Origin of the sequence: Amycolatopsis sp. NPDC051045, from assembly GCF_040682955.1 — a bacterium.
Lineage (GTDB): Bacteria > Actinomycetota > Actinomycetes > Mycobacteriales > Pseudonocardiaceae > Amycolatopsis.
On sequence record NZ_JBFBCC010000003.1, the window covers coordinates 484,071 to 502,963 of the forward strand.

At 72.0% G+C, this 18,893-nt stretch carries 20 protein-coding genes and 1 tRNA gene; 10 read left to right on the plus strand and 11 right to left on the minus strand.

Annotation, left to right across the window (positions count from 1 at the left end; genetic code table 11):
- Window positions 1-9: 9 nt before the first annotated feature.
- On the minus strand, window positions 10-687 hold the full coding sequence (locus tag AB0M80_RS10085) for an NTP transferase domain-containing protein (protein ID WP_364561560.1): 678 nt from the start codon (window positions 685-687) through the stop codon (window positions 10-12).
- Window positions 688-788: 101 nt separating this feature from the next.
- On the opposite strand from AB0M80_RS10085, the gene AB0M80_RS10090 reads away from it, so the two are divergent.
- The 4 genes from AB0M80_RS10090 to AB0M80_RS10105 are packed head-to-tail and all read left to right on the plus strand — an operon-like array spanning window position 789 to window position 4,791.
- Window positions 789-1,481: a hypothetical protein gene (locus AB0M80_RS10090; RefSeq protein ID WP_364561562.1), complete on the plus strand. Its 693-nt coding sequence runs from the start codon at window positions 789-791 to the stop codon at window positions 1,479-1,481.
- Between the two features lie 14 nt (window positions 1,482-1,495).
- The gene (locus AB0M80_RS10095) at window positions 1,496-1,930 is read left to right on the plus strand and encodes a hypothetical protein (protein WP_364561564.1); all 435 of its coding nucleotides are present in this window, start codon (window positions 1,496-1,498) and stop codon (window positions 1,928-1,930) included.
- 26 nt (window positions 1,931-1,956) lie between these two features.
- Window positions 1,957-3,597, plus strand: coding sequence for a hypothetical protein (locus tag AB0M80_RS10100; RefSeq protein ID WP_364561567.1), 1,641 nt, complete (start codon window positions 1,957-1,959; stop codon window positions 3,595-3,597).
- A gap of 42 nt (window positions 3,598-3,639) precedes the next feature.
- Complete coding sequence (locus tag AB0M80_RS10105; RefSeq protein ID WP_364561569.1) at window positions 3,640-4,791, plus strand: epoxide hydrolase family protein; 1,152 nt, start codon at window positions 3,640-3,642, stop codon at window positions 4,789-4,791.
- Window positions 4,792-4,947: 156 nt separating this feature from the next.
- Here AB0M80_RS10105 and AB0M80_RS10110 read toward each other — a convergent pair whose 3' ends face one another.
- The gene (locus AB0M80_RS10110; protein ID WP_364561572.1) at window positions 4,948-5,517 is read right to left on the minus strand and encodes a bacterial proteasome activator family protein; all 570 of its coding nucleotides are present in this window, start codon (window positions 5,515-5,517) and stop codon (window positions 4,948-4,950) included.
- Between the two features lie 124 nt (window positions 5,518-5,641).
- Here AB0M80_RS10110 and AB0M80_RS10115 point away from each other — a divergent pair, with 124 nt between their 5' ends.
- Window positions 5,642-6,841 carry a cysteine desulfurase-like protein gene (locus tag AB0M80_RS10115; RefSeq protein WP_364561574.1) on the plus strand — a complete coding sequence of 400 codons (1,200 nt, stop codon included), beginning with the start codon at window positions 5,642-5,644 and terminating at the stop codon, window positions 6,839-6,841.
- Here AB0M80_RS10115 and AB0M80_RS10120 read toward each other — a convergent pair.
- Window positions 6,838-7,815, minus strand: coding sequence for an NAD(P)H-quinone oxidoreductase (locus AB0M80_RS10120; RefSeq protein WP_364561577.1), 978 nt, complete (start codon window positions 7,813-7,815; stop codon window positions 6,838-6,840). The genes AB0M80_RS10115 and AB0M80_RS10120 overlap by 4 nt on opposite strands.
- Before the next feature lie 82 nt (window positions 7,816-7,897).
- Here AB0M80_RS10120 and AB0M80_RS10125 point away from each other — a divergent pair, with 82 nt between their 5' ends.
- Window positions 7,898-9,439 (plus strand): M28 family metallopeptidase, encoded by a 1,542-nt coding sequence (locus AB0M80_RS10125; RefSeq protein ID WP_364561580.1) that lies wholly within the window; start codon window positions 7,898-7,900, stop codon window positions 9,437-9,439.
- A gap of 51 nt (window positions 9,440-9,490) precedes the next feature.
- Here AB0M80_RS10125 and AB0M80_RS10130 read toward each other — a convergent pair whose 3' ends face one another.
- Complete coding sequence (locus AB0M80_RS10130) at window positions 9,491-10,420, minus strand: neutral zinc metallopeptidase (protein WP_364561583.1); 930 nt, start codon at window positions 10,418-10,420, stop codon at window positions 9,491-9,493.
- Between the two features lie 525 nt (window positions 10,421-10,945).
- Between AB0M80_RS10130 and AB0M80_RS10135 the strand changes: the two genes are divergently transcribed.
- Entirely contained in the window at window positions 10,946-11,419 is a 474-nt protein-coding gene (locus AB0M80_RS10135; RefSeq protein WP_364561585.1) for a MarR family transcriptional regulator, read from the plus strand.
- Between the two features lie 33 nt (window positions 11,420-11,452).
- Here AB0M80_RS10135 and AB0M80_RS10140 read toward each other — a convergent pair.
- The 3 genes from AB0M80_RS10140 to AB0M80_RS10150 all read right to left on the minus strand — a co-directional run bounded on the left by AB0M80_RS10140 (window position 11,453) and on the right by AB0M80_RS10150 (window position 12,851).
- Window positions 11,453-11,539, minus strand: a tRNA-Ser gene (locus tag AB0M80_RS10140).
- Window positions 11,540-11,659: 120 nt separating this feature from the next.
- Entirely contained in the window at window positions 11,660-12,499 is an 840-nt protein-coding gene (locus AB0M80_RS10145; protein ID WP_364561589.1) for a patatin-like phospholipase family protein, read from the minus strand.
- Window positions 12,500-12,569: 70 nt separating this feature from the next.
- On the minus strand, window positions 12,570-12,851 hold the full coding sequence (locus tag AB0M80_RS10150; RefSeq protein ID WP_364561592.1) for a DUF2277 domain-containing protein: 282 nt from the start codon (window positions 12,849-12,851) through the stop codon (window positions 12,570-12,572).
- A 101-nt stretch (window positions 12,852-12,952) separates the two neighbouring features.
- Between AB0M80_RS10150 and AB0M80_RS10155 the strand changes: the two genes are divergently transcribed.
- The gene (locus AB0M80_RS10155) at window positions 12,953-13,894 is read left to right on the plus strand and encodes an Ldh family oxidoreductase (protein WP_364561594.1); all 942 of its coding nucleotides are present in this window, start codon (window positions 12,953-12,955) and stop codon (window positions 13,892-13,894) included.
- Window positions 13,895-13,919: 25 nt separating this feature from the next.
- Here AB0M80_RS10155 and AB0M80_RS10160 read toward each other — a convergent pair whose 3' ends face one another.
- Together AB0M80_RS10160 and AB0M80_RS10165 are read right to left on the minus strand one after the other, a co-directional pair.
- A complete protein-coding gene (locus AB0M80_RS10160) occupies window positions 13,920-14,144 on the minus strand; it encodes an RNA-binding S4 domain-containing protein (RefSeq protein WP_364561597.1) in 225 nt (74 codons plus the stop codon).
- 18 nt (window positions 14,145-14,162) lie between these two features.
- Window positions 14,163-14,963 carry a trypsin-like peptidase domain-containing protein gene (locus AB0M80_RS10165; protein ID WP_364561600.1) on the minus strand — a complete coding sequence of 267 codons (801 nt, stop codon included), beginning with the start codon at window positions 14,961-14,963 and terminating at the stop codon, window positions 14,163-14,165.
- A 132-nt stretch (window positions 14,964-15,095) separates the two neighbouring features.
- Here AB0M80_RS10165 and AB0M80_RS10170 point away from each other — a divergent pair, with 132 nt between their 5' ends.
- The gene (locus AB0M80_RS10170) at window positions 15,096-15,908 is read left to right on the plus strand and encodes an SDR family NAD(P)-dependent oxidoreductase (protein WP_364561602.1); all 813 of its coding nucleotides are present in this window, start codon (window positions 15,096-15,098) and stop codon (window positions 15,906-15,908) included.
- 96 nt (window positions 15,909-16,004) lie between these two features.
- On the plus strand, window positions 16,005-16,628 hold the full coding sequence (locus tag AB0M80_RS10175) for a hypothetical protein (RefSeq protein ID WP_364561605.1): 624 nt from the start codon (window positions 16,005-16,007) through the stop codon (window positions 16,626-16,628).
- A gap of 1 nt (window position 16,629) precedes the next feature.
- Here the strand turns inward: AB0M80_RS10175 and AB0M80_RS10180 are convergent, their stop codons facing one another.
- Window positions 16,630-17,289 (minus strand): response regulator, encoded by a 660-nt coding sequence (locus tag AB0M80_RS10180; RefSeq protein WP_364561608.1) that lies wholly within the window; start codon window positions 17,287-17,289, stop codon window positions 16,630-16,632.
- Window positions 17,286-18,863, minus strand: coding sequence for a sensor histidine kinase (locus tag AB0M80_RS10185; protein ID WP_364562046.1), 1,578 nt, complete (start codon window positions 18,861-18,863; stop codon window positions 17,286-17,288). The genes AB0M80_RS10180 and AB0M80_RS10185 overlap by 4 nt, the downstream gene beginning before the upstream one ends.
- Window positions 18,864-18,893: the final 30 nt, after the last annotated feature.

Below are 18,893 nucleotides of genomic sequence, written 5' to 3' on the forward strand. Positions count from 1 at the left end.
CCGGCTTTGCTACTGGACTCCGCCGAGCTGCTCGGCCAGCACGAGGTCCGCGGCGGAATCGATGTCGATCGCGCGCTCGACCGGCACGAACTGGGGCCGCACCTCGGGGATGAAGAACCGTTCGTGCCGGCGCAGGTCGCCGGCGCGGACGAGGTAGATCCCGCCGGTGGGGCGCAGCACGACGGGCAGCGTCTGCCGGGGGGCTTCGAGGTCGGCCCAGTCCCGGACCGGGGCGATCCCGCCGTCCGGCGTCTCCAGGCACACCTTGAGCGGGTGGTGGTCGGTCGACCGGCACATCTGCACGACCGAGCCGGTGGGCCGGTCCGCGTGGATGTCGAGGCACTCGGCGATGTCGTCGGCGGTTCGCAGCGGCGAAGTGGGCTGGAGCAGCAGGACGAGGGTCGAATCCGCGACGCCGAGCGTGTCGATCGCGTGCGTGACCGCGGGCAGGGTCCGGCTCGTCGCCTCGGCGAGGTGGGCGGGCCGTGCGACGGTCCGGGCCCCCTCCGCCTCCGCCGCGGCGGCGATGTCGGCGTCGTCGGTGGTGACGACGACGTCGGCGACCCCGGCCGCGACGGCGGTGTAGACGGTGTGCGCGACCAGCGGACGGCCTTGGAAGGGCGCCAGGTTCTTGCCCGGCAGCCCGACGGAGCCGCCCCTCGCCGGGACGATGGCCAGCGCGGTCACAGAGGACCCCTTCCGGGTAACGACAGTGGTCTGTCGGCTATTGTCCGTCTGCTCGGCTGCCCCCTGACGGCGGCCCCGGTCACCGATGCCATGGGGGAGCGATGAATCGGACTCAGTTCGCGGGCGAAGCGTCCGAGCAGCTCGACGAAGGTGATGGCGGCCGCATGCTCCGGGACCTCCTGCTGGCCTACGCCCGCGGCCAGCGGATCGAGACGATCGCGGTGGTCGGGAACGCGCCGATGGCGCCCGACGCCGCGCGCGCGGCCCTGATCGACGGCAGTGACCTCGTCTTCCGCATGACGACGTTCGCGCTGGACGAGCCGGACGCCGAGCCGACCTACGGCCGCCGCACCGACGTCGTGGTGATCCACCGCGGGGTCGTCGTCTCGCCGTACACGTTCGCCGACTACACCTCGCGCCTTTACCTGCTCGCCGAGCCGGGCCGGCTGTTCTGGGAACCCGAGACGCTGCCCGACTGGTGGCCCGCGGACCTGGGGTTCGTGCCGATTTCGAACCGGGAGTTCGTGCTGCCGCTGTCGAAGCTGCTGGGGCTGTCGGCGGACGAACACGTCTGGGCCACGACCGGCACCTTGGTGACGTACCTGTGCAAGCGGCTGTTCCCCCAGGCGCTGGTGCGCCTCACCGGTGTGTCGATCGTCGAACGACCCGACCAGACCGACTTCGAGCACGCCTGGGGCGGCAAGGTCGGGGTGACGGCGGAACACCGGCTGCACGCGGAATCGCAGCTGCTGGGCACTTGGCGTGACTCCGGAAGAATCGAGATCATACAGTGAGTGACATTCACGGGGTGGTTTCACGGGCGAAAGAGCTCGCCCGGGTGGCCGGGCGGCCGGTGGTCGCGAAGCTGCGGCCGCGGATCGAAAACATCGCGCTCGACCGGATCCGGCCCGAACTCGACGCGGTGCACGCGGACATCGCCGCCCTGCGCGGCGACGTCGAACGAGCCACCCAGGAGCTCGACGGCCACGTGAAGTGGCTCTACGACGAGCAGCGCCGGCTGGCGCCGCACCTCGCTGCCCTGGAAGCGCGCGTCGCCGCCTTCGAACGGCCGGGTGCGGCGGCCCAGCTGGCGGGGAAGCTGGAGTACGCACCGGACGAGGCCGACGAGGTCCGCGCCGAGCACGCCCGCATCCGGGCCCGGCTCGCCGCGATCTCCAAGTACGAAGAGCGCTTGGCCCGCCTGGAGGAAGGCTTCGCGGCACCGCGTGAGGTGACCGGCTGAGCCGAGTCGAGGCCGAGACGCCCGCCGTGTCCCGGCGGGCCGGTTCGGCGTGGCCCCTGCTGCTGCTCCTGCTTCCGCTGGCGCTGACGATCGCGTGGACCGGGCTCAACCACGACGTCCGGTTCGTCCTCGGCACGCTCCAGACGGCCGGCGGCGCGGGGCTGTCGCCGTCCGAAGTCTTCGTGCACCGGCCGATGGCCTACCGGCTGGTGATGGCGCTCGGCGACGCCGGGAGCTCGCTGCCCGGGCCCGGCCGGGAGGCCGTCGTGCGGGTGCTGGCGCTGGTGGCCGTCCTGCTGGTCTCGCTGCTGCTGCGCGCGGGCCTGCTGCGGTACCGCCCGGCCCGTGAGGCCACGGCCGTCGCCGCGGCGACCGGTGTCGCGCTGGCGCTGGCCCCGAACTGGGACTTCCTGCAGCCGGAGTGGCTGGCCGCGGTGTTCGCGGCCGGCGGCGTCGGCGCCGCGCTCCGGATCCGGCGGCTGGTGCCTGCCGCCCTGCTCGGTGGGGTGCTGCTGGCGCTGACCGTGCTGGTCAAGTACACGACCGCACCGACCGCGGTGGTCGCGCTGGGCGCCGTGGCGGTGCTCGACCGGCGTCGCGCGGTGCTCACCGCCGTGCTCGGCGCGCCGATCTGCCTGGGCCTCTTCGGTCTGACGGTGCTGATCGAGCCGCGGGAGTGGCGGTGGTTCGGGGAGCTGTCCACGCTCAACGGGGCGAGCCCGCTCAGCCGCGGCTGGGCGTTGAGCGACGCGCGGGCGCTGGCCGGGACCGTGCTGAACGAGGCACTGGCCGTCCCGATGGTGGCCCTGCTCCCGGTGAGCGTGGTCGTGCTGGTGCGGCTGGCGGCGGGACGGCGTGCCCGCTTGGCGTGGCTCCTGCTGCCCGCGGCCGCGGTCCTCGTCGTGCTCGCGGCCGTGGTGCTGCAGGGACAGTGGTTCCAGTACCACCTCGCGGCGCTGGTGCCGTTCGCCGCCGCGCTCGGCGGCCTCGCGCTGGCGCGCTGGTCGGCCGAGCACGGCGGCCCACCCCGGGCGCTGGTGCTGCCGGCGCTCGCGCTCGGCGCCGGAATACCGATCGTCTCGGCGGCGAGCACGGAGTGGCGCCTGGCGCACGGCACGCCCGTCTACGCGGCGCTGGTGGTGCTGGTCGTCGTGGGCGTGCTGCTCGCGCTCAAGGAGCGTGGCCGAACGTGGCCGGTGGCCGCGATGCTCGGCGCGCTGGCCGTGTTCGCGGTGCCGGTGTGGCCGAGCGCGCCCTACTCGTTCGACGCGATCCACGCCGACTACACGAACTCCGAACGCGTCGCGGCGGCCCGGCTCGACGAGCGGCTGTTCGCGCCGGTCCGGGCGCGGATCGGCGCGGACACGCCCGTGGTCTACCTGGCGTTCGGCGACATGGCGTACTTCTTCGGCAACCCGGCGGACTGCCGCTACCCGGCACCCGTGTTCGTCCAGCGCGGCACCTATATCCCGGCGGTGCGCGGGCTGCGGAGTTATCGGGAGAACCTGGACTGCCTCGAGCGGACGAACGCCGCGTACTTGGTGGTCCAGCCGTCCTGGCTGGCGGTGGACCGGCTGCCGCCCGACGTCGCGGCCGGCCTGCGCAGCCGGTTCGACTGCGACCGCGCGCTGCCCGCGGGCGAACTGACGATCTGCCCCCGGCGTTGATCGAGGACTCTCCCTGTCCGCGATCGTATCTACGGTCGAGTCATGACTTCCGAGCTCACGCCGTTCCGCATCGACGTCCCGCAGGCCGACGTCGACGACCTCCGCGCGCGCCTGGCGAACACCCGCTGGCCCGACCAGCCCGCCGACGCCGGCTGGCGGCTCGGAGCGCCCGTCGACTACGTGCGTGAGCTGGCCGAGTACTGGCGCACGGGCTTCGACTGGCGGGCGCAGGAGGAGCGCATCAACGGCTTCCCGCAGTTCACGACCACGATCGACGGGACGAACGTGCACTTCCTGCACGTGGTGTCTCCGGAGCCCGAGGCGCCACCGGTACTGCTGACGCACGGCTGGCCGGGCTCGATCGTCGAGTTCCTGGACGTCATCGGGCCGCTGACGGACCCCCGCGCGTACGGCGGCGATCCCGCGGACGCGCTGACGGTGGTGGTGCCGTCGGTCCCGGGCTACGGCTTCTCGGGCCCGACGCGTTCGGTGGATTGGGGCCCGAACCGCATCGCCCGGGCATTCGCGGAGCTGATGACCCGCCTCGGCTACCCCCGTTTCGGCGCCCACGGCGGCGACTGGGGCGCGACGATCTCCCGCGAGCTGGCGACCCAGTTCCCGGAGCGGCTGCTGGGCATCCACGTGACGATGCCGGCGTCGTCGGTCGTCCGCAGCGAAGCCGACCTCGAGGGTCTCTCCGAGGCGGAGTTGGAGAAGGCTTCGCGCTCGCTGGCGAAGGGCGCGAAGTTCTCTCGCGAGGGCACCGGCTACGCGATCCTCCAGGCGACGAAGCCCCAGACGCTGGCGTACGGGTTGCACGACTCCCCGGTCGGTCAGCTGGCCTGGATCGCGGAGAAGTTCCGTTCGTTCTCGAACACAACCGAGGACCTGATCGACCGCGACGACCTCTTGGCCGACGTCTCGATCTACTGGTTCACGGAGACGGCGAACTCATCGGCGCGGTTGTATGCGGCCCTGACGGGCGGCTGGGGAGCACCGGTCCCGGCGAACACGGTCCCGACGGGCGTAGCGGTCTTCCCGGACGACATCGGCCTGCCGATCCGGACCCTGGCCGAGCGAACGGACAAGATCGTCCACTGGACGGAGTCCCCGCGCGGCGGTCACTTCCCGGGACTCGAGGAGCCGGACGCGTTGATCGGCGACATCCGCGAGTTCTTCCGCTCACTGCGCTGACGGGGGTAGGGGGGCCGGAAAACATCCCCCGCCCGTCCCTGGGGGGCGTCCCAAGTCCAGTCTATCGCCGCCCCCGGACAAACCCCCGCCAAACGAAGTTGTCCACAGGAGTTGTCCACATCCCCCATGGTCTGTGGACAACCCCGTGGCCAACCCTCAGAGGTACTGCCCGGTCCCGGAAATCCCCGGCCCGTGCTCATGCCCGTGGCCCACCGCACCCGAAGGCCCGGCCGGCAGCCCGCGCCGCATCTGTTCCAGCTGGACCCGCGCCGCCATCTGCTGGGCGAACAACGCCGTCTGGATTCCGCTGAACAACCCCTCCAGCCAGCCCACCAGCTGCGCCTGCGCGATCCGCAGCTCCGCGTCTGAGGGCGTCGAGTCGTCGGTGAAGGGCCGGACCAGTCGCTCCAGTTCGTCCTGCAACTCCGGGGCCAGTGCCTTCTCCAGCTCGCGGATCGACGTCTGGTGGATTTCGCGCACCCGCGTGCGGGACGCGTCGTCGAGCGGGGCCGCGCGGACCTCCTCCAGCAGCTGCTTGATCATCGTGCCGATCCGCATCACCTTCGCCGGCTCTTCGACGAGGTCACCCACCGATTCGGGGTGCTCGTCCGAAGGCAGCGGGGCCGCGCCCACCGGCGTGCCGTCCGGTCCGACGACCACCACGTGGGGTGAAGATTCCTGGCCCGGGTCACCCGTTGTGAAGTTCGGCTCGGTCATGTGCTCCATCCTGGCTTGCGTTCGACACGCTCCGCGACACCCGCGGGGGGTCCGTCTCCGAGCGTAGCGGTCCTGGTGGCTCTCCACCCAACCCCGGACGCACGGCGAAACCGCACGTCCGTACGGTGTCCCCATGGCGTTCGACGTCGCTCGTATCCGTGGGCTCTTTCCCGCGCTGGGTGACGGCTGGATTCACTTCGACGGCGCCGCCGGAATGCTGGTCCCGGAACAGGTCGCTTCGGCCGTTTCCACGGCGATGCGCGCCCCGGTGTCCGGGCCGGGCGGAGCGTTTCCGGCCTCACAACGCGCGGAAAGCATCGTAACCGCGGCCCGCCGGGCCGTGGCCGACCTGGTCGGGGCCGACCCGGCCGCCGTCGTGCTCGGGCCGAGCGCGCCGGTGATGCTGCGCCGCCTCGTCGACGCGCTCGCCGAGCGCTGGACCATCGGCGACGAGCTCGTCGTGTCGAGGCTCGACGAGCAGGCCAACCTGGCGCCCTGGCAGCGCGCCGCCAAGCGCGTCGGCGCCGTCGTGCGCTGGGGTGAGATCGACATCGAGACCTGCGAGCTGCCCGCGTGGCAGTACGAGCAGCTCGTGTCGGCGCGCACCAAGGCCGTCGCCGTCACGCTCGCGTCCGGTTCCGTCGGCACCCGGCCGGACGTGCCGACGATCATCGAGTTCGCCAAGCGGGTCGGCGCGCTCGTCGTCGTCGACGCCACCTACGCCGCGCCGTTCCTGCCGCTGGACATCAACGCGCTCGGCGCCGACGTCATGGTCGTGTCCGCGCAGGCGTGGGGCGGCCCGTCGGTCGGCGCCCTCGTCTTCCGCGACCCCGAGCTCATCGAGCGGATCCCGTCGGCTTCGCTCGAACCGACGGCCCGCGGCGCCGCCCGCCTCGAGCTCGGCCCGCACGCTTACCCGCTGCTCGCCGGGCTGATCGCGTCGATCGACTACCTCTCGGGCCTCGACGACGCCGCCACGGGATCGCGCCGCGAGCGCCTGATCACCTCGCTCGGGTCCGCGAAGTCCTACCACGCCGGGCTGCTCGCTCAGCTGTCGACGGAACTGCTGACGCTGCGGCACATCATGGTCATCGGCAACGCCATGCGCCGGATCCCCGCGCTCGCCTTCGCCGTCGCCGGCAAGAAGGCGCCCGAGGTGGCCGAGTACCTGGCGAAGCAGGGCTTGTGCGCCTTCGCCGACGACGGCACGAGCGGCGTCTTCGCGTCACTCGGCGTCGGAGAAGTGGGCGGCGCCGTGCGGATCGGGCTCGCCCACTACTCCAACGTCTTCGAGATCAACCAGCTGGTGCGCGTCCTCGACGAACTCCGCTAGGACTTCGCGGCCAGCAGGACCTTGCCGAACACGCTGCCCTCTTCCAGGGCGCGGTGGGCGGACGCGGCTTCGGCCATCGGCACCACCTGACCGACGATCGGCTTGACCGAACCGTCCTCGACCAGCGGCCACAGGCGCTCGCGGACGTCGGCGACGATCGCGGCCTTCTGTTCGACGGGCCGGAAGCGCAGCCCCGCGGCGAACACACTGGCCCGCTTGCCGAGCAGCGCGCCCACGTTGAGCTCGCCCTTGACCCCGCCCTGCATGCCGATGATGACCAGGCGGCCGTCGGCGGCCAGCGCGTCGACGTTGCGGCCCAGGTAGGACGCGCCCATGTTGTCGAGGATGACGTTCGCGCCGCCGGTTTCCTTGCGGAGCACCTCGACGAAGTCGTCGTGCTTGTAGTTGATCGTGAGGTCGGCGCCGAGCTGCCGGCAGCGTTCGAGCCGCTCCGGCGAACCCGCGGTGACGGCGACGGTGGCGCCGAGCGCCTTGCCGACCTGGATGGCGTGCGTGCCGATCCCGCCGGCGCCGCCGTGGATCAGGAGCACCTCGCCCTCGGTGAGTTTCGCGTGCATCACGACGTTCGCCCACACCGTGCAGGCCACCTCGGGCAGCCCGGCCGCGGCGAGCAGGTCGACTTCGCCCGGCACCGGCAGCAGCTGCCCCGCCGGAACGACGACCTTCTCCGCGTAGCCACCGCCGGCGAGCAGCGCGCAGACCTCGTCGCCGACGTTCCAGCCTTCGACGCCTTCGCCGAGTTCCGCGACCGTCCCGGAGCATTCGAGGCCGAGGGTTTCGCTCGCTCCGGGCGGCGGCGGGTAGTGGCCCTGGCGCTGCAGCAGGTCCGCGCGGTTCACCGCGCTCGCCGCGACCTCCAGCAGCACTTCACCGGGGCCGGGATGCGGGTCCGCGACCTCCGTCCACTCGAGAACGTCCGGGTCACCTGGTTCACGGATGGTGATCGCGTACATGTGTCGACTGTATACCGGTCCGCGAAGGTCCCGCCGAATGACGCATTGACGTACTACTCATTCGGAACAAAGGTGAGCAACCATGTCACTCTTTCGAATGAGATTTCTCCCTCCGGTGGCCTTGGCCGCCGGCGCGACGCTGGTGCTCGGCCTGACCCCGGCCGCCGCCGCGAACGCGGTCCCCGAAGGCCCCGGCTTGGCGAAACAGCTCGTCAAGAAGGTCGACGTCAACGGCGTCAACCGCCACCTGATCGCCCTCCAGCGCATCGCCGACACGAACGGCGGCACCCGGGCGGCGAGCACCGAGGGCCACAAGAAGTCCGCCGAGTACATCGCGACCAAGCTCGAGGCGGCCGGTTACCAGGTGACTCGTCAAGAGTTTCCGTTCACCTACTCGGAAACCCTCGCCGAGAAGCTGACCGCGGGCGGCGCGGACGTGCCGGTCATCGCCATGGAGTACACGACGTCCACGCCGGTCGGCGGCATCACCGCGCCGCTCGCCGTGATCCCGGTCGACGACACCAGCGGCTGTGAGGCCACCGACTACACCGCGGCCGTCGCGGGCAAGATCGCGCTGATCAAGCGCGGTGGCTGCTCGTTCGCGCAGAAGCAGCAGACCGCCGCGGCGGCGGGCGCGATCGGCGCGATCGTCTACAACAACACCGACGGCGCCCTGAACGGGACGCTGGGGGGTCCGGAGAACGCGAAGATCCCGACCGGTGGCGTGACGGCGGCCGCGGGGGCGCAGCTGGCCACGCTGGACGGGCAGTCCGTGACCCTGGAGCTGCGCGCCTTCCAGGAGGCGCGGACCAGCTACAACGTCATCGCCGAGACCAAGACCGGGCGCAAGGACAACGTCGTGATGCTCGGCTCGCACCTCGACAGCGTCCCGGCCGGCCCGGGTATCAACGACAACGGCACCGGCTCGGCGGCCCTGCTCGAGACCGCGCTGCAGCTGGGGAGCAGCCCGAAGGTCAACAACGCCGTCCGCTTCGGCTTCTGGAGCGCGGAGGAGTTCGGCCTGATCGGCTCGACCTACTACGTCGACCAGCTGAGCTTCGAGCAGCAGCTCGACATCGCGCTGTACCTGAACTTCGACATGATCGGCTCGCCGAACGCCGGGTACTTCGCCTACGACGGTGACAACTCCGACGGCGTCGGCGCGGGCGCCGGCCCGTACGGCTCGGCGCAGATCGAGAAGACCTTCGTCGACTTCATGCAGGCCGCGCGGGGCGTGTCCCTCGAGGGCACCGACTTCACCGGGCGTTCGGACTACGGCGAGTTCATCGCCGTCGGCATCCCGGCGGGCGGCCTCGACACCGGCGCCGAGGTGCTGAAGACCCCGGCGCAGGCGGCGAAGTGGGGCGGCACGGCCGGCATCGCGTTCGACCCGTGCTACCACCAGGCCTGCGACAACCTCGGCAACGTCGACCGGGTCGCGCTGGACCGCAACGCCGACGGCGTCGCCTGGGCCCTCGGCGTCTACGCGACGAGCACCGAGAGCGTCAACGGCGTCCAGCCCGGCAAGGCGAAGACGGCCAAGCAGAAGGCCACCGAACGCGGTGCGCAGCGGAACTTCTCCGCTCGCGCCGTCGCCGGTGACCCGCACGCGCTGACCGCCTGAGTACAAACCGAAGGGGCCGTCCCGCTGCCGGGACGGCCCCTTCGTCGCGGCTCAGCCCAAGCTGTTCGTACCGAAGGTGTCGCAGCGCGCGGGTTCGCCGGTCTGGAAACCGGTGGTGAACCACTTCTTGCGCTGCGCGGACGTGCCGTGGGTGAACTTCGAGCGGTCGACCTGCCCGCCGCCGAGGTTCTCCTGGATGTAGTCGTCGCCGATGCGGGACGCGGTGTCCAGCGCGGAGTTGATGTCGTCCTGGGTGATGTCGGTGATCAGCGGCTTGCCGCTCTCGGTCGGCGTCGTCGAGGCGTGGTTGGCCCAGACGCCGGCGTAGCAGTCGGCCTGCAGTTCCAGGCGGACCGAACCGGACGTCGGGCCGGTGCCGGTGCCCTTCTTCGAGGTGCCGAGCAGGTTCTGCACGTGGTGGCCGTACTCGTGGGCGAGCACGTACGCCTCGGTGAAGAGACCGCCCTGCGCGCCGAAGCGGGTCTTCAGCTCGTCGAAGAAGGTGAGGTCGATGTAGACCTCGGAGTCGGCCGGGCAGTAGAACGGGCCGGTGTCGGAGGTCGCGCTGCCGCAGCCGGTGCGCACGCCGCCGTTGAAGAAGTTGGTCGGCGCCTTCCGGTAGGTCGAGCCGGAGCGCGCGAACTGCTGCGTCCAGTAGTCCTGGACGGAGTTGACGACCGCGACGATCGCGCAGTCGTGGTTCTTGTTGGCGTCCGCGCCGGTCTTGCACTCGCCGGCGAGCCTGGAGTTGTCGACCTGCTGGCCGGACCCGACCCCGCCCAACCCGCCGCTGAGGCCGCTCCCGCCCGGGACGCTGACCCCGCCGAGCTGGGAAAGGACAAAGTAGATGATCAGCCCGACGACGCCGAGTCCACCACCGCCGAGCGCCACGCGGCCGCCGATCCCGCCGCCGCCACCACCGCTTCCGCGCAGGTCCTGGACCTCGGAGGCGTCCAGGCCGGCGTTGTCGTCGAATCTCACCGTCCAAGCGTAACGAGCCTGGGTGCGGCCGTCGCGTTGACGGGCGCACCCAGGCTTGTACCGAGGTATGTCTTTCGTCGAGCGGCTGGCCGCTTCCGGGGCCGGCGTTCAGGCGCTGTCGTCACGGCTGCCGAGGCCGTGACCGGATCCAGGCCCGACCCACGCCGTATGCGGGAACGCATGGAAGCCCGCTCTGGTGCTGTTCACAGGAGGATTCGCAGAACCCTCGATCGCGACCGACCCGGGTGTCCGTTCCGGTCGCGGGGACGCAGCTGGCGGTCAACCGCGAGAATCACCCGTCACACAACCACCTGACCTTCCCTGGCGGGGCGCCGGGCCGGGCACGTCGCCGATGCCGCGCCGCTTACCTGACCAACCGTCCGCCGACAAGCAGAATGCGCCTTTCCCGGCCGAGTCTCAACCTTTTCGTAACCCACGTTCGGGCGATGTTGCGACGGCATTTTCACCGGCAGACGGATCGGACTCGGACCGCGCGGTCCCTTGATCAGCGTTCTACGCTGCCTTATGGCCGAGGAGCGTGCTGTGCGGTGGTTGAACGAAGCCGAGATGGCGGCGTGGCGCTCCTACATCGTGGCGACCTTGCTGCTGAGGCAGCGGCTGCACCGTGAACTGTCCGAGCGCCACGAGGTGTCGCTCACCGACTACGAAGTGCTCGTCTGCCTGCAGTTCCAGCCCGATCACCGGATGCGGATGTCGGAGCTGGCGTTCCGGATGGGGTCGACGAAGAGCCGGCTCTCGCACCAGGTCGGCCGGCTGGAGGTCGCGGGCCTGGTCCGGCGGGCGCGTGACCCGGAGGACAAGCGCGGCGTCATCACGGAACTGACCGAGGAGGGCCTGGCGCTGCTGGAGAAGGCCGCGCCGACGCACGTCGAAGGCGTGCGCGAGCACCTCATCGACCTGCTGAGCCCCGAGGAGCAGGCGACGATCGCCGCGGCGTTCGAGCGGGTGCAGGCGCACCTGCTGGAGGCCGAAAGCTGAACCCGGGCGCACCGGGCGCCCGGGTTCTCAGTGCGGTAGCGGTGGGATTCGAACCCACGGAGAGGTTGCCCCCTCGCATGTTTTCAAGACATGTTCCTTCGGCCGCTCGGACACGCTACCTCGCTCCACGAGGGTAGCCGACGGCCCGAGGCCACCCGGGCCGTGCCTCGGGCGTGCTCGGGGCACGGGGACGCGACGGGATCCGGAGGGCGGCGGGACATCCGGGGCCCGCCCGTCCGCTCAGGCCCAGGTCAGCGTGAGGGCTGCGCCCTGCGCCCGGCCCGCTTCGGCGGCCGGCGTGCGCGTCGACGGGTCCAGCGGGTTCTGGCCGATCGCCGCCTGCGAGGCCTCGTCCGGCGTGATCAGCGCGACCTCCGCGCCCGCGGCGCGCAGGTCGTCCAGCACCGCCGGCAGCGGCTTCTCCATCGGCAGCGGGGCATCCACGCCCAGCGGCGAAACCACCGTCACGCGGGTGAAGCCCGTTGCGTAGTCGGCGTTCTCGGCCGAGCGGACGCCGCCGTCGACGTACCGGCGGCCGTCGATGGTCACCGGGGGCCAGACGCCGGGGACCGCGCAGCTCGCCGCCACCGCGTCGACCAGGGAGACGCCGGACGCGCGGTCGAAGCGCCGGGGTTCGCCGGTTTCCGCGTCGACCGCCACGATCACCAGGCGCCGCTCCGGCCAGTCGTGCACCGGCAGCCGCGCGGCGAGCACCGCGCGGCGGTCCACTTCGGGCACCGTTTCGGCGGCCAGGGCCAGCTTCCCCACGGCCCGCCGCACCTCGGCCGGATCGCTCGCGCCGGCGACCGCACCGCCGAAGTCGGCGGCGAACTTCTCGAAGTCGATTTCAGCCGGGATCTCCGGCGTCTGGCGGGCCGGGTCGGCCTGGCGCGCGAACAGCTCGTCCAGCGGCAGACCGCTGGTCACCTGCGCCGCGACCGCCGCACCGGCCGACGTGCCGACGATCAGGTCCGCGCCGGTGAGGTCCTGGCCGTGGCCGGCCAAGCCCGCCAGCAGCCCCGTCGTCCACGCGATCCCGGCGACCCCGCCGCCGCCCAGCACCAACGCCTGTCCACCCATGCGATCAGCCTATCGGGACCGGGAAAACGACCGCGCGGGATTTACCCGCGCGGCCACCACGGGCCCTGACTCAGGGCCGGCGCAAGGCTTTCGCGGCGATCCGTGCCTGCACCTCGGGGCGGCGCAGCGGTGGCACGGTCGCCGGCGGCTGGCGGCGTTCGGGCAGCTGCTCCAGCAGCCGCGCGGTGATTTCCGTGATCTCGGCGACCGCCGCCTCGAACGGCTCGCGCGTCGCGTCCGACAGCGACTGCACGCCGGTCACCTTGCGGACGTACTGGCGGGCCGCGGCCTCGATCTCCTCGCCCGTCGCGGCCGGCTCGAGCCCCCGCAGGGTGGTGATGTTTCGGCACATGTCGCCCAGGGTACGACGCTTCGGACGGCTCGATCACACGGTCGGGTAGGCCCGGCCCGGTGTCGTTGACGCCCGTACCGGGGCTCGGCAAGGTCGGGGGCGTGCCCCTCAGACCGCGCTCGTTCCGCTCCGCCCGCCCCGCACCCGGCATCCTCGAAGAAGAACTGCCGGAAACCCCGATCCCGGAACAGGCCTGGCCCCGCGTGCGGGCCGACGAACTGGTCACCCTCGTGGCACACGTCTTCGCTGCCCACGGCCTCCCCGAAGGGCGCGCCCGCATAGCCGCCGAGGCGCTCTGCCACGGTGATCTGACCGGCTCACCGGAGACCGGGGTCGCCGACCTGACCCGCGTGCACCTGCCGCTGCTGAAGGACGGGCTCGTCGTGCCGCACGCCGAGCCGATGATGATCGCCGACCGCGGCGCCGCCGCGCTGATCGACTACCGCCGCGCGCTCGGGCTCTGGGCCGTCGGCGACGCGATGGACCGGGCGGTGACGCGGGCCGGCCGCTTCGGCGTCGGGCTCGTCTCGTTGCGCGGCATCGGGCCGTTCGGCCGGGCCGGGCACCACGCCGCGCGGGCCCTGCCGCACGCGATGATCGGGCTGGTCCTCGCCGCGGGCGGCGAACCGGGCCAGCCGATGAACCCGCTGGGCATGGCGGCGCCGGGCGGCGCGTACCCCGAGTTCGTCTTCGACATGGACCGCCCCGGCGCGGAAGCGGCCGGGCTGACGCTGCTCGTCGACGTCCTCGCCGGCGTGCTTTCCGGCGTCGCCGACCACGAGCACGACACCGGCCTGCTGGTGCTGGCGATCGCACCGACGACGCTGCGCAGCGCCGACGGCTTCTACCGCGCGGCGAGCGCGCTGTTCGGCAGCATGCTCGGCTGGGACGGCGGCGCGCCGATCCGCTACCCCGGCTGGCGCGAGGCCCAGCACCTCGAGCAGTGCCGGGCGTTGGGCGTGCCCCTGGCCGGCCCGGTGCGCCGCGAACTGGACGCCCTCGCCGCCTCGCTCGGCTTGCCGCCGCTGAGCAGCGCCGGCTGACGCCGGGCCCGCATGGGGCCGGGCGTCAGCTGACCAGGATGACCTTGCCCCGGGCGGGGCCCACCGCCACGACGTCGCCGTCGGTCAGCTGGCGGCCGCGGCGGGTTTCGACCTCGCCGTTGACCGTGACCTCCTCCGCGTCGAGCAGGTCCTTGGCGTGGGAGCCGTCCTCGGCCAGGCCGGCCAGCTTGAGGAACTGGCCGAGCCGGATCGGCTCTCCGGTGATGGGTACGTCGACGGGCTCGCTCATGCCCCGCATCATGCCGCGTCAGGTGCGGGCGGTCCTCTGCCGGTAGAGCGCCAGGACGTCCGTGTCGAAGTAGCTCGAGTACGACGTGTCCGGATCGTCGCCGCCGTACTCGAAGCCGCCGATCACGCCGATGACCGTGCCGAGCCGGGTCTCCGGGTTCTGCCCGGTGACCCACGGCCCGCCGCTGGTGCCGGTCGGGAACCCCGCGCAGTCCACCCTGAGCTGGTAGGTGTCCTGCTTGCTGGTGGTGTTCTCGCAGACCGCGGGGGCCTCGGAGTCGTTCGGGTAGCCGGTGACCGTGATGGACTGCTCGAACGGGGTGCCGGTGGCCAGCAGGTTCGCGCCGACCAGGCTCTCCAGGGACTTCGTGGTGCCCACCTGGTGCGCGGTGGCGAAGCCGACGTCGAGGTCCGGGTCCGACGACGCGGTCCAGCCCGGCGCGACGAGCTCGTCCGACACCGTCCAGTAGCCGAACGGCGCGACCCCGTCGTGGTAGGCGGGCGCGAAGGTCAGGCCGGTGAGGTAGCCGCCGCCCTCGCCGTCGTGGATGCAGTGGGCCGCGGTCAGCAGCAGGTCACCCCGCTCGCTGTGCACGACGCTGGCCGTGCAGTAGTGCGCTCCTTCGGCGAACAGCGCGCCGACCGCGGGACTCGACACCGCGGGCAGGTCGGGCGCCGTGGCCACCTGGACCGTGCCGGTGTCCGGCGTCGTCGCGCCGGCCCACTGGGGTTGCCGGGCGGCGACGACCACGACGAAGGCCGCGCCGAGCAGCACGATCGCAGCGAGGGTGAGCAAGACGGCCGGCCGCCGCACGTACATCGCCTCCTCATCCGGTCGCTGTCGACCAGCCCACCATAAGGCGACGCACCGACACAATCAGCACACCCACAGCAAGCTCGCAGCCGATAGCATCGGCTACTCGGGAGTAACACCTGGCGGGCGGGAGGGCCGATGAAGCAGTTCGCGGACAAGGTCGTGGTGATCACCGGAGCGGGCTCCGGCATCGGCCGCGCGCTGGCGTGCGAGTTCGCCCGGCGCGGTGCCCGGGTCGCGCTTTCCGACGTCCACACCGCGAACGCGGAGGAGACGGCCAAGCTGGCCGGCGACAACGCCCGCGCGTACACCCTGGACGTCGCCGACCGCAGTGCCGTGCTCGCGCACGCCGACGACGTGGCCGACGAGTTCGGCGGCGTCAACGTCGTCGTCAACAACGCGGGCGTGGCCCTCGGCGCGACCGTCGAGGAAATGACGTTCGATGACTACGACTGGCTGATCGGCGTCAACCTCGGCGGCGTCGTGAACGGCACGAAGGCCTTCCTGCCGCACCTGATCGCTTCGGGCGAAGGGCACGTCGTCAACATTTCCAGCGTATTCGGCTTCATCGGCGTGCCGACGCAGAGCGCCTACAACGCGGCGAAGTTCGCGGTTCGCGGATTCACCGAAGCGCTGCGCGAAGAAATGCTGATCGCGCGGCACCCGGTCGCGGTGAGCTGCGTGCACCCCGGCGGGATCAAGACCAACATCGTGCGCAACTCCCGGAGCGCCGCCGACGACCAGGAGAAGGCCGCGAAGGGCTTCGAGCGGATCGCCCTTACGACACCGGAGAAAGCGGCGCAGACGATCCTGCGCGGGATCGAGCGGAAGGCGGCGCGGATCCTCATCGGACCGGACGCCTACGTGTTCGACGCCATTCCGCGCGTGCTCGGCTCCGCCTACCAGCGGCCGCTGGCGGCGCTCGCCCGGCTCGGGCTCAAGCAGACGTAAAGCTGACCTTCACTCAATGGAGTTGCGTTTCTGACAGGGCCGTCCGAAATGGTCCAGAATGCGTGGGGTCCGCGAGCCCCGTACCGGAGGTCCCCGATGCTTCGCACGGCACCGCGCAGTGCGACCCGCCCGTCCAGCGACCGCACCGCGGTGGAATTGCTGGATCGCACCGGCATCGTCGCGGCGAGCCTGCCCCGGCGCCGCCGCACCGACGACGAAGCCCTGGCGGCCGCACCGATCTACACGCGACCGCCGGTGTGCGACCAGGACCTGCGCCCGAAGTCGGTGGTGATCCGGCGGCGGGCCCGCACGTGGCTCGGCGGCGGGGCCGCGGTCCTGCTCGTCGCGGCCGGGTGGCTGGGCGGCGGGCTGTTCACCGGCGGCCTGTTCGCCCCGGCGCCGGAACGCGACGTCGCCCAGCTGGACGCGCGCCCGGCCGTCGCCGCGGCACCCGCGCCGGAGCCCCAGCCGCCGGCCCCGCCGGCGCCGGTCGTCGTGACGCCCGCTCCGAAGACCGTGTACGTGGCGGTGCCCGCGAAGCCCGCGCCGAAACAGCCGCAGGCGCAGGCCCTACCGCAGCCGAAGAAGGCGGTGCCGGACGACGAAGCCGAGGCGCGGGTGGACCTGCCGTCGTCGACCACGCCGCCGTCGACCACCAACCCCGTCCAGGCGTGGGTCCACGTGGCCGAAAGCATGATGCAGCGCTACGGCGGCCGCTGAGTCAGGCGCCGGACCAGCGGTATTCGTGCTCCGGGCGCCCGGTGGCGCCGTAGCGCAGCTGCATCCGGACCGTTCCCGACTCCGCCAGCGCGGTGAGGTACCGCTGCGCCGTGGCCCGCGCCATGCCCAGCTCCCCGGCGACTTCCGCCGCCGACAGCGGACGGCCCGCCTTGCGCAGCTGCTCCGAAACGAGCCGGGACGTCGCCGTCGACTGGCCCTTCGGCGCGGACGTGCGGTCCTGGTCGTGCAGCACGCGGTACGCGCGGTCGACGTCGTCCTGGGCCAGGGCCCGGTCTTCGGCGAGCAGGCCGCGGAACCGCGCGTACGACGTCAGCCGTTCCGCGAGCTGGCGGGTGGTGAACGGCTTGATCAGGTAGTTCAGCGCGCCGGCCCGGATCGCCGCGGCCACCGACGCGCTGTCGGTCGCCGCGGACAGCACGATCGTGTCCGTCTGCAGCTCCGGGAGCACCGCGAGGCCGGACTCGTCGGGCAGGTAGACGTCGAGCAGGATCAGGTCCGGCGAGAGTTCGCGGACGCGGGCGCGGGCTTCGGCGGCGGTGTGCGCGGTGCCGACCACCGCGAAGCCCTCGACCTCCTCGACGAACCCGGCGTGCACCCCGGCGACCCGGAAGTCGTCGTCGACGATCAGCGTGCGGATCATCCGTCCTCCGTCAGCATTCCGGGCAGTTTGGCGACGAACAGGGCCCCTGTCTCGCCTTCACCGGGGTCGGCCAGCCAGACGTCGCCGCCGCGGGCGCGGGCGGCCTGCCGGGCGAGCGCCAGGCCGAGGCCGTGCCCGGGCGCGATCTTCGTCGAGACGCCTTCGTCGAACAACGTCCGCCGCAGGTCCGCGGGCACGCCGGGGCCACTGTCCACAACGGATACGTGCAGGGTGCCGCCCTCGGCGAGCAGGCCGACTTCGACGGTCGCCGGCCGTCGCGGGCCCATCCGCGCGGCGTGCAGGGCGTTGTCGACGAGGTTGCCGATGACGGTGTTCGCGGCGATCGGGTCGAGCACCGCTGTCGGTACCCAGCTGTCTTCGGCGAGCTTGAGGGTGAGGCCCTTTTCCTGCGCCTGCTCGGTTTTCGCGACCAGCAGCGCCTGCAGGTACGGGTCGGCGACCGCGTCGCCCAGCTCGCTCGGCCGCGCCGAGGACGAGTCCGTCAGCGTCTGCAGGTATTCGACGGCCTCGGTGTGGTGGCCGAGCTGCAGCAGCCCGTAGAGCGTGTGCAGCCGGTTCGCGAACTCGTGCCGCTGGGCGCGCAGGCCGTCGGACAGCGCGCGGATGCCGTCGAGCTCGCGGGTGAGGGTGTCGAGGTCGGTGCGGTCGCGGAAGGTGAGCACGGTGCCGATCGGGCGGTCGTCCAGGCGCACGGCCCGGGAATTGATCACCAGCACCCGGTTCCCGGCCACCGCGAGGAGGTTGTCGACCGGCCGTCCTTCGGCGACGGCCTTGTGCAGCCGCGGGCTGAGCTCGAGCTCGGACAGCGCCGCACCGATCGGGAGTTCGGTGCCGAGCAGGCGTTCGGCTTCGTCGTTGCGCACCGAGACGCGGTTCGCCTCGTCGACGGCGAGCACGCCTTCGCCGATCCCGTGCAGCACGGCTTCGCGTTCGTAGAGCAGCTCGGTCAGTTCGTGCGGTTCCAGGCCGTGCGTGACGCGCCGCAGCCGCCGGTTCAGCAGCGCCGACGCACCCGCGCCGAGCAACAGCGCACCGCCCGCGAACAGCAGCGTGATGGTCAGGAGGCGGTTGAAGTCGCCGGTCGGGTCGCCGACCTCGAAGCCGACGCTGACCTCGCCGACCACCCGCGCGCCCTGCCTGATCGGCGTCTTGCTGCGGACGGAAAGCCCGAGGGTGCCGCTCTGCACCGCGCTGACCTCGTCGAACCCGGCGAGCGCGCGCTCGGGCGACGTGCTGACCGGCTTGCCGATCTCGCCGATCGTCGGGTGCGCGAGCCGGATGCCCCGGTCGTCGGTGATCACGACGAACAGGGCCTCGTTGGCTTTCGTGACGGCGAGGACGCGCTCTTCGAGGGGCCCGCCGGGGAGCTTCGCGGCCGCGTTGGTGACGACGACCGGGTCCGCGGCGACGGACTTCGCGATGGCCAGCGCCCGGCGGCCGTACTGGTCGGTGAGGGTCTGGCTCAGGAGCACGCTGACCAGCGCGACGCCGATCCCGACGACGAGGACGACCACGCCGATCTGCAGCAGCAGCACCTGCCTGCTGAACCGCATCCGCGGGAAGAGCGCCCACTTTGGCATGGC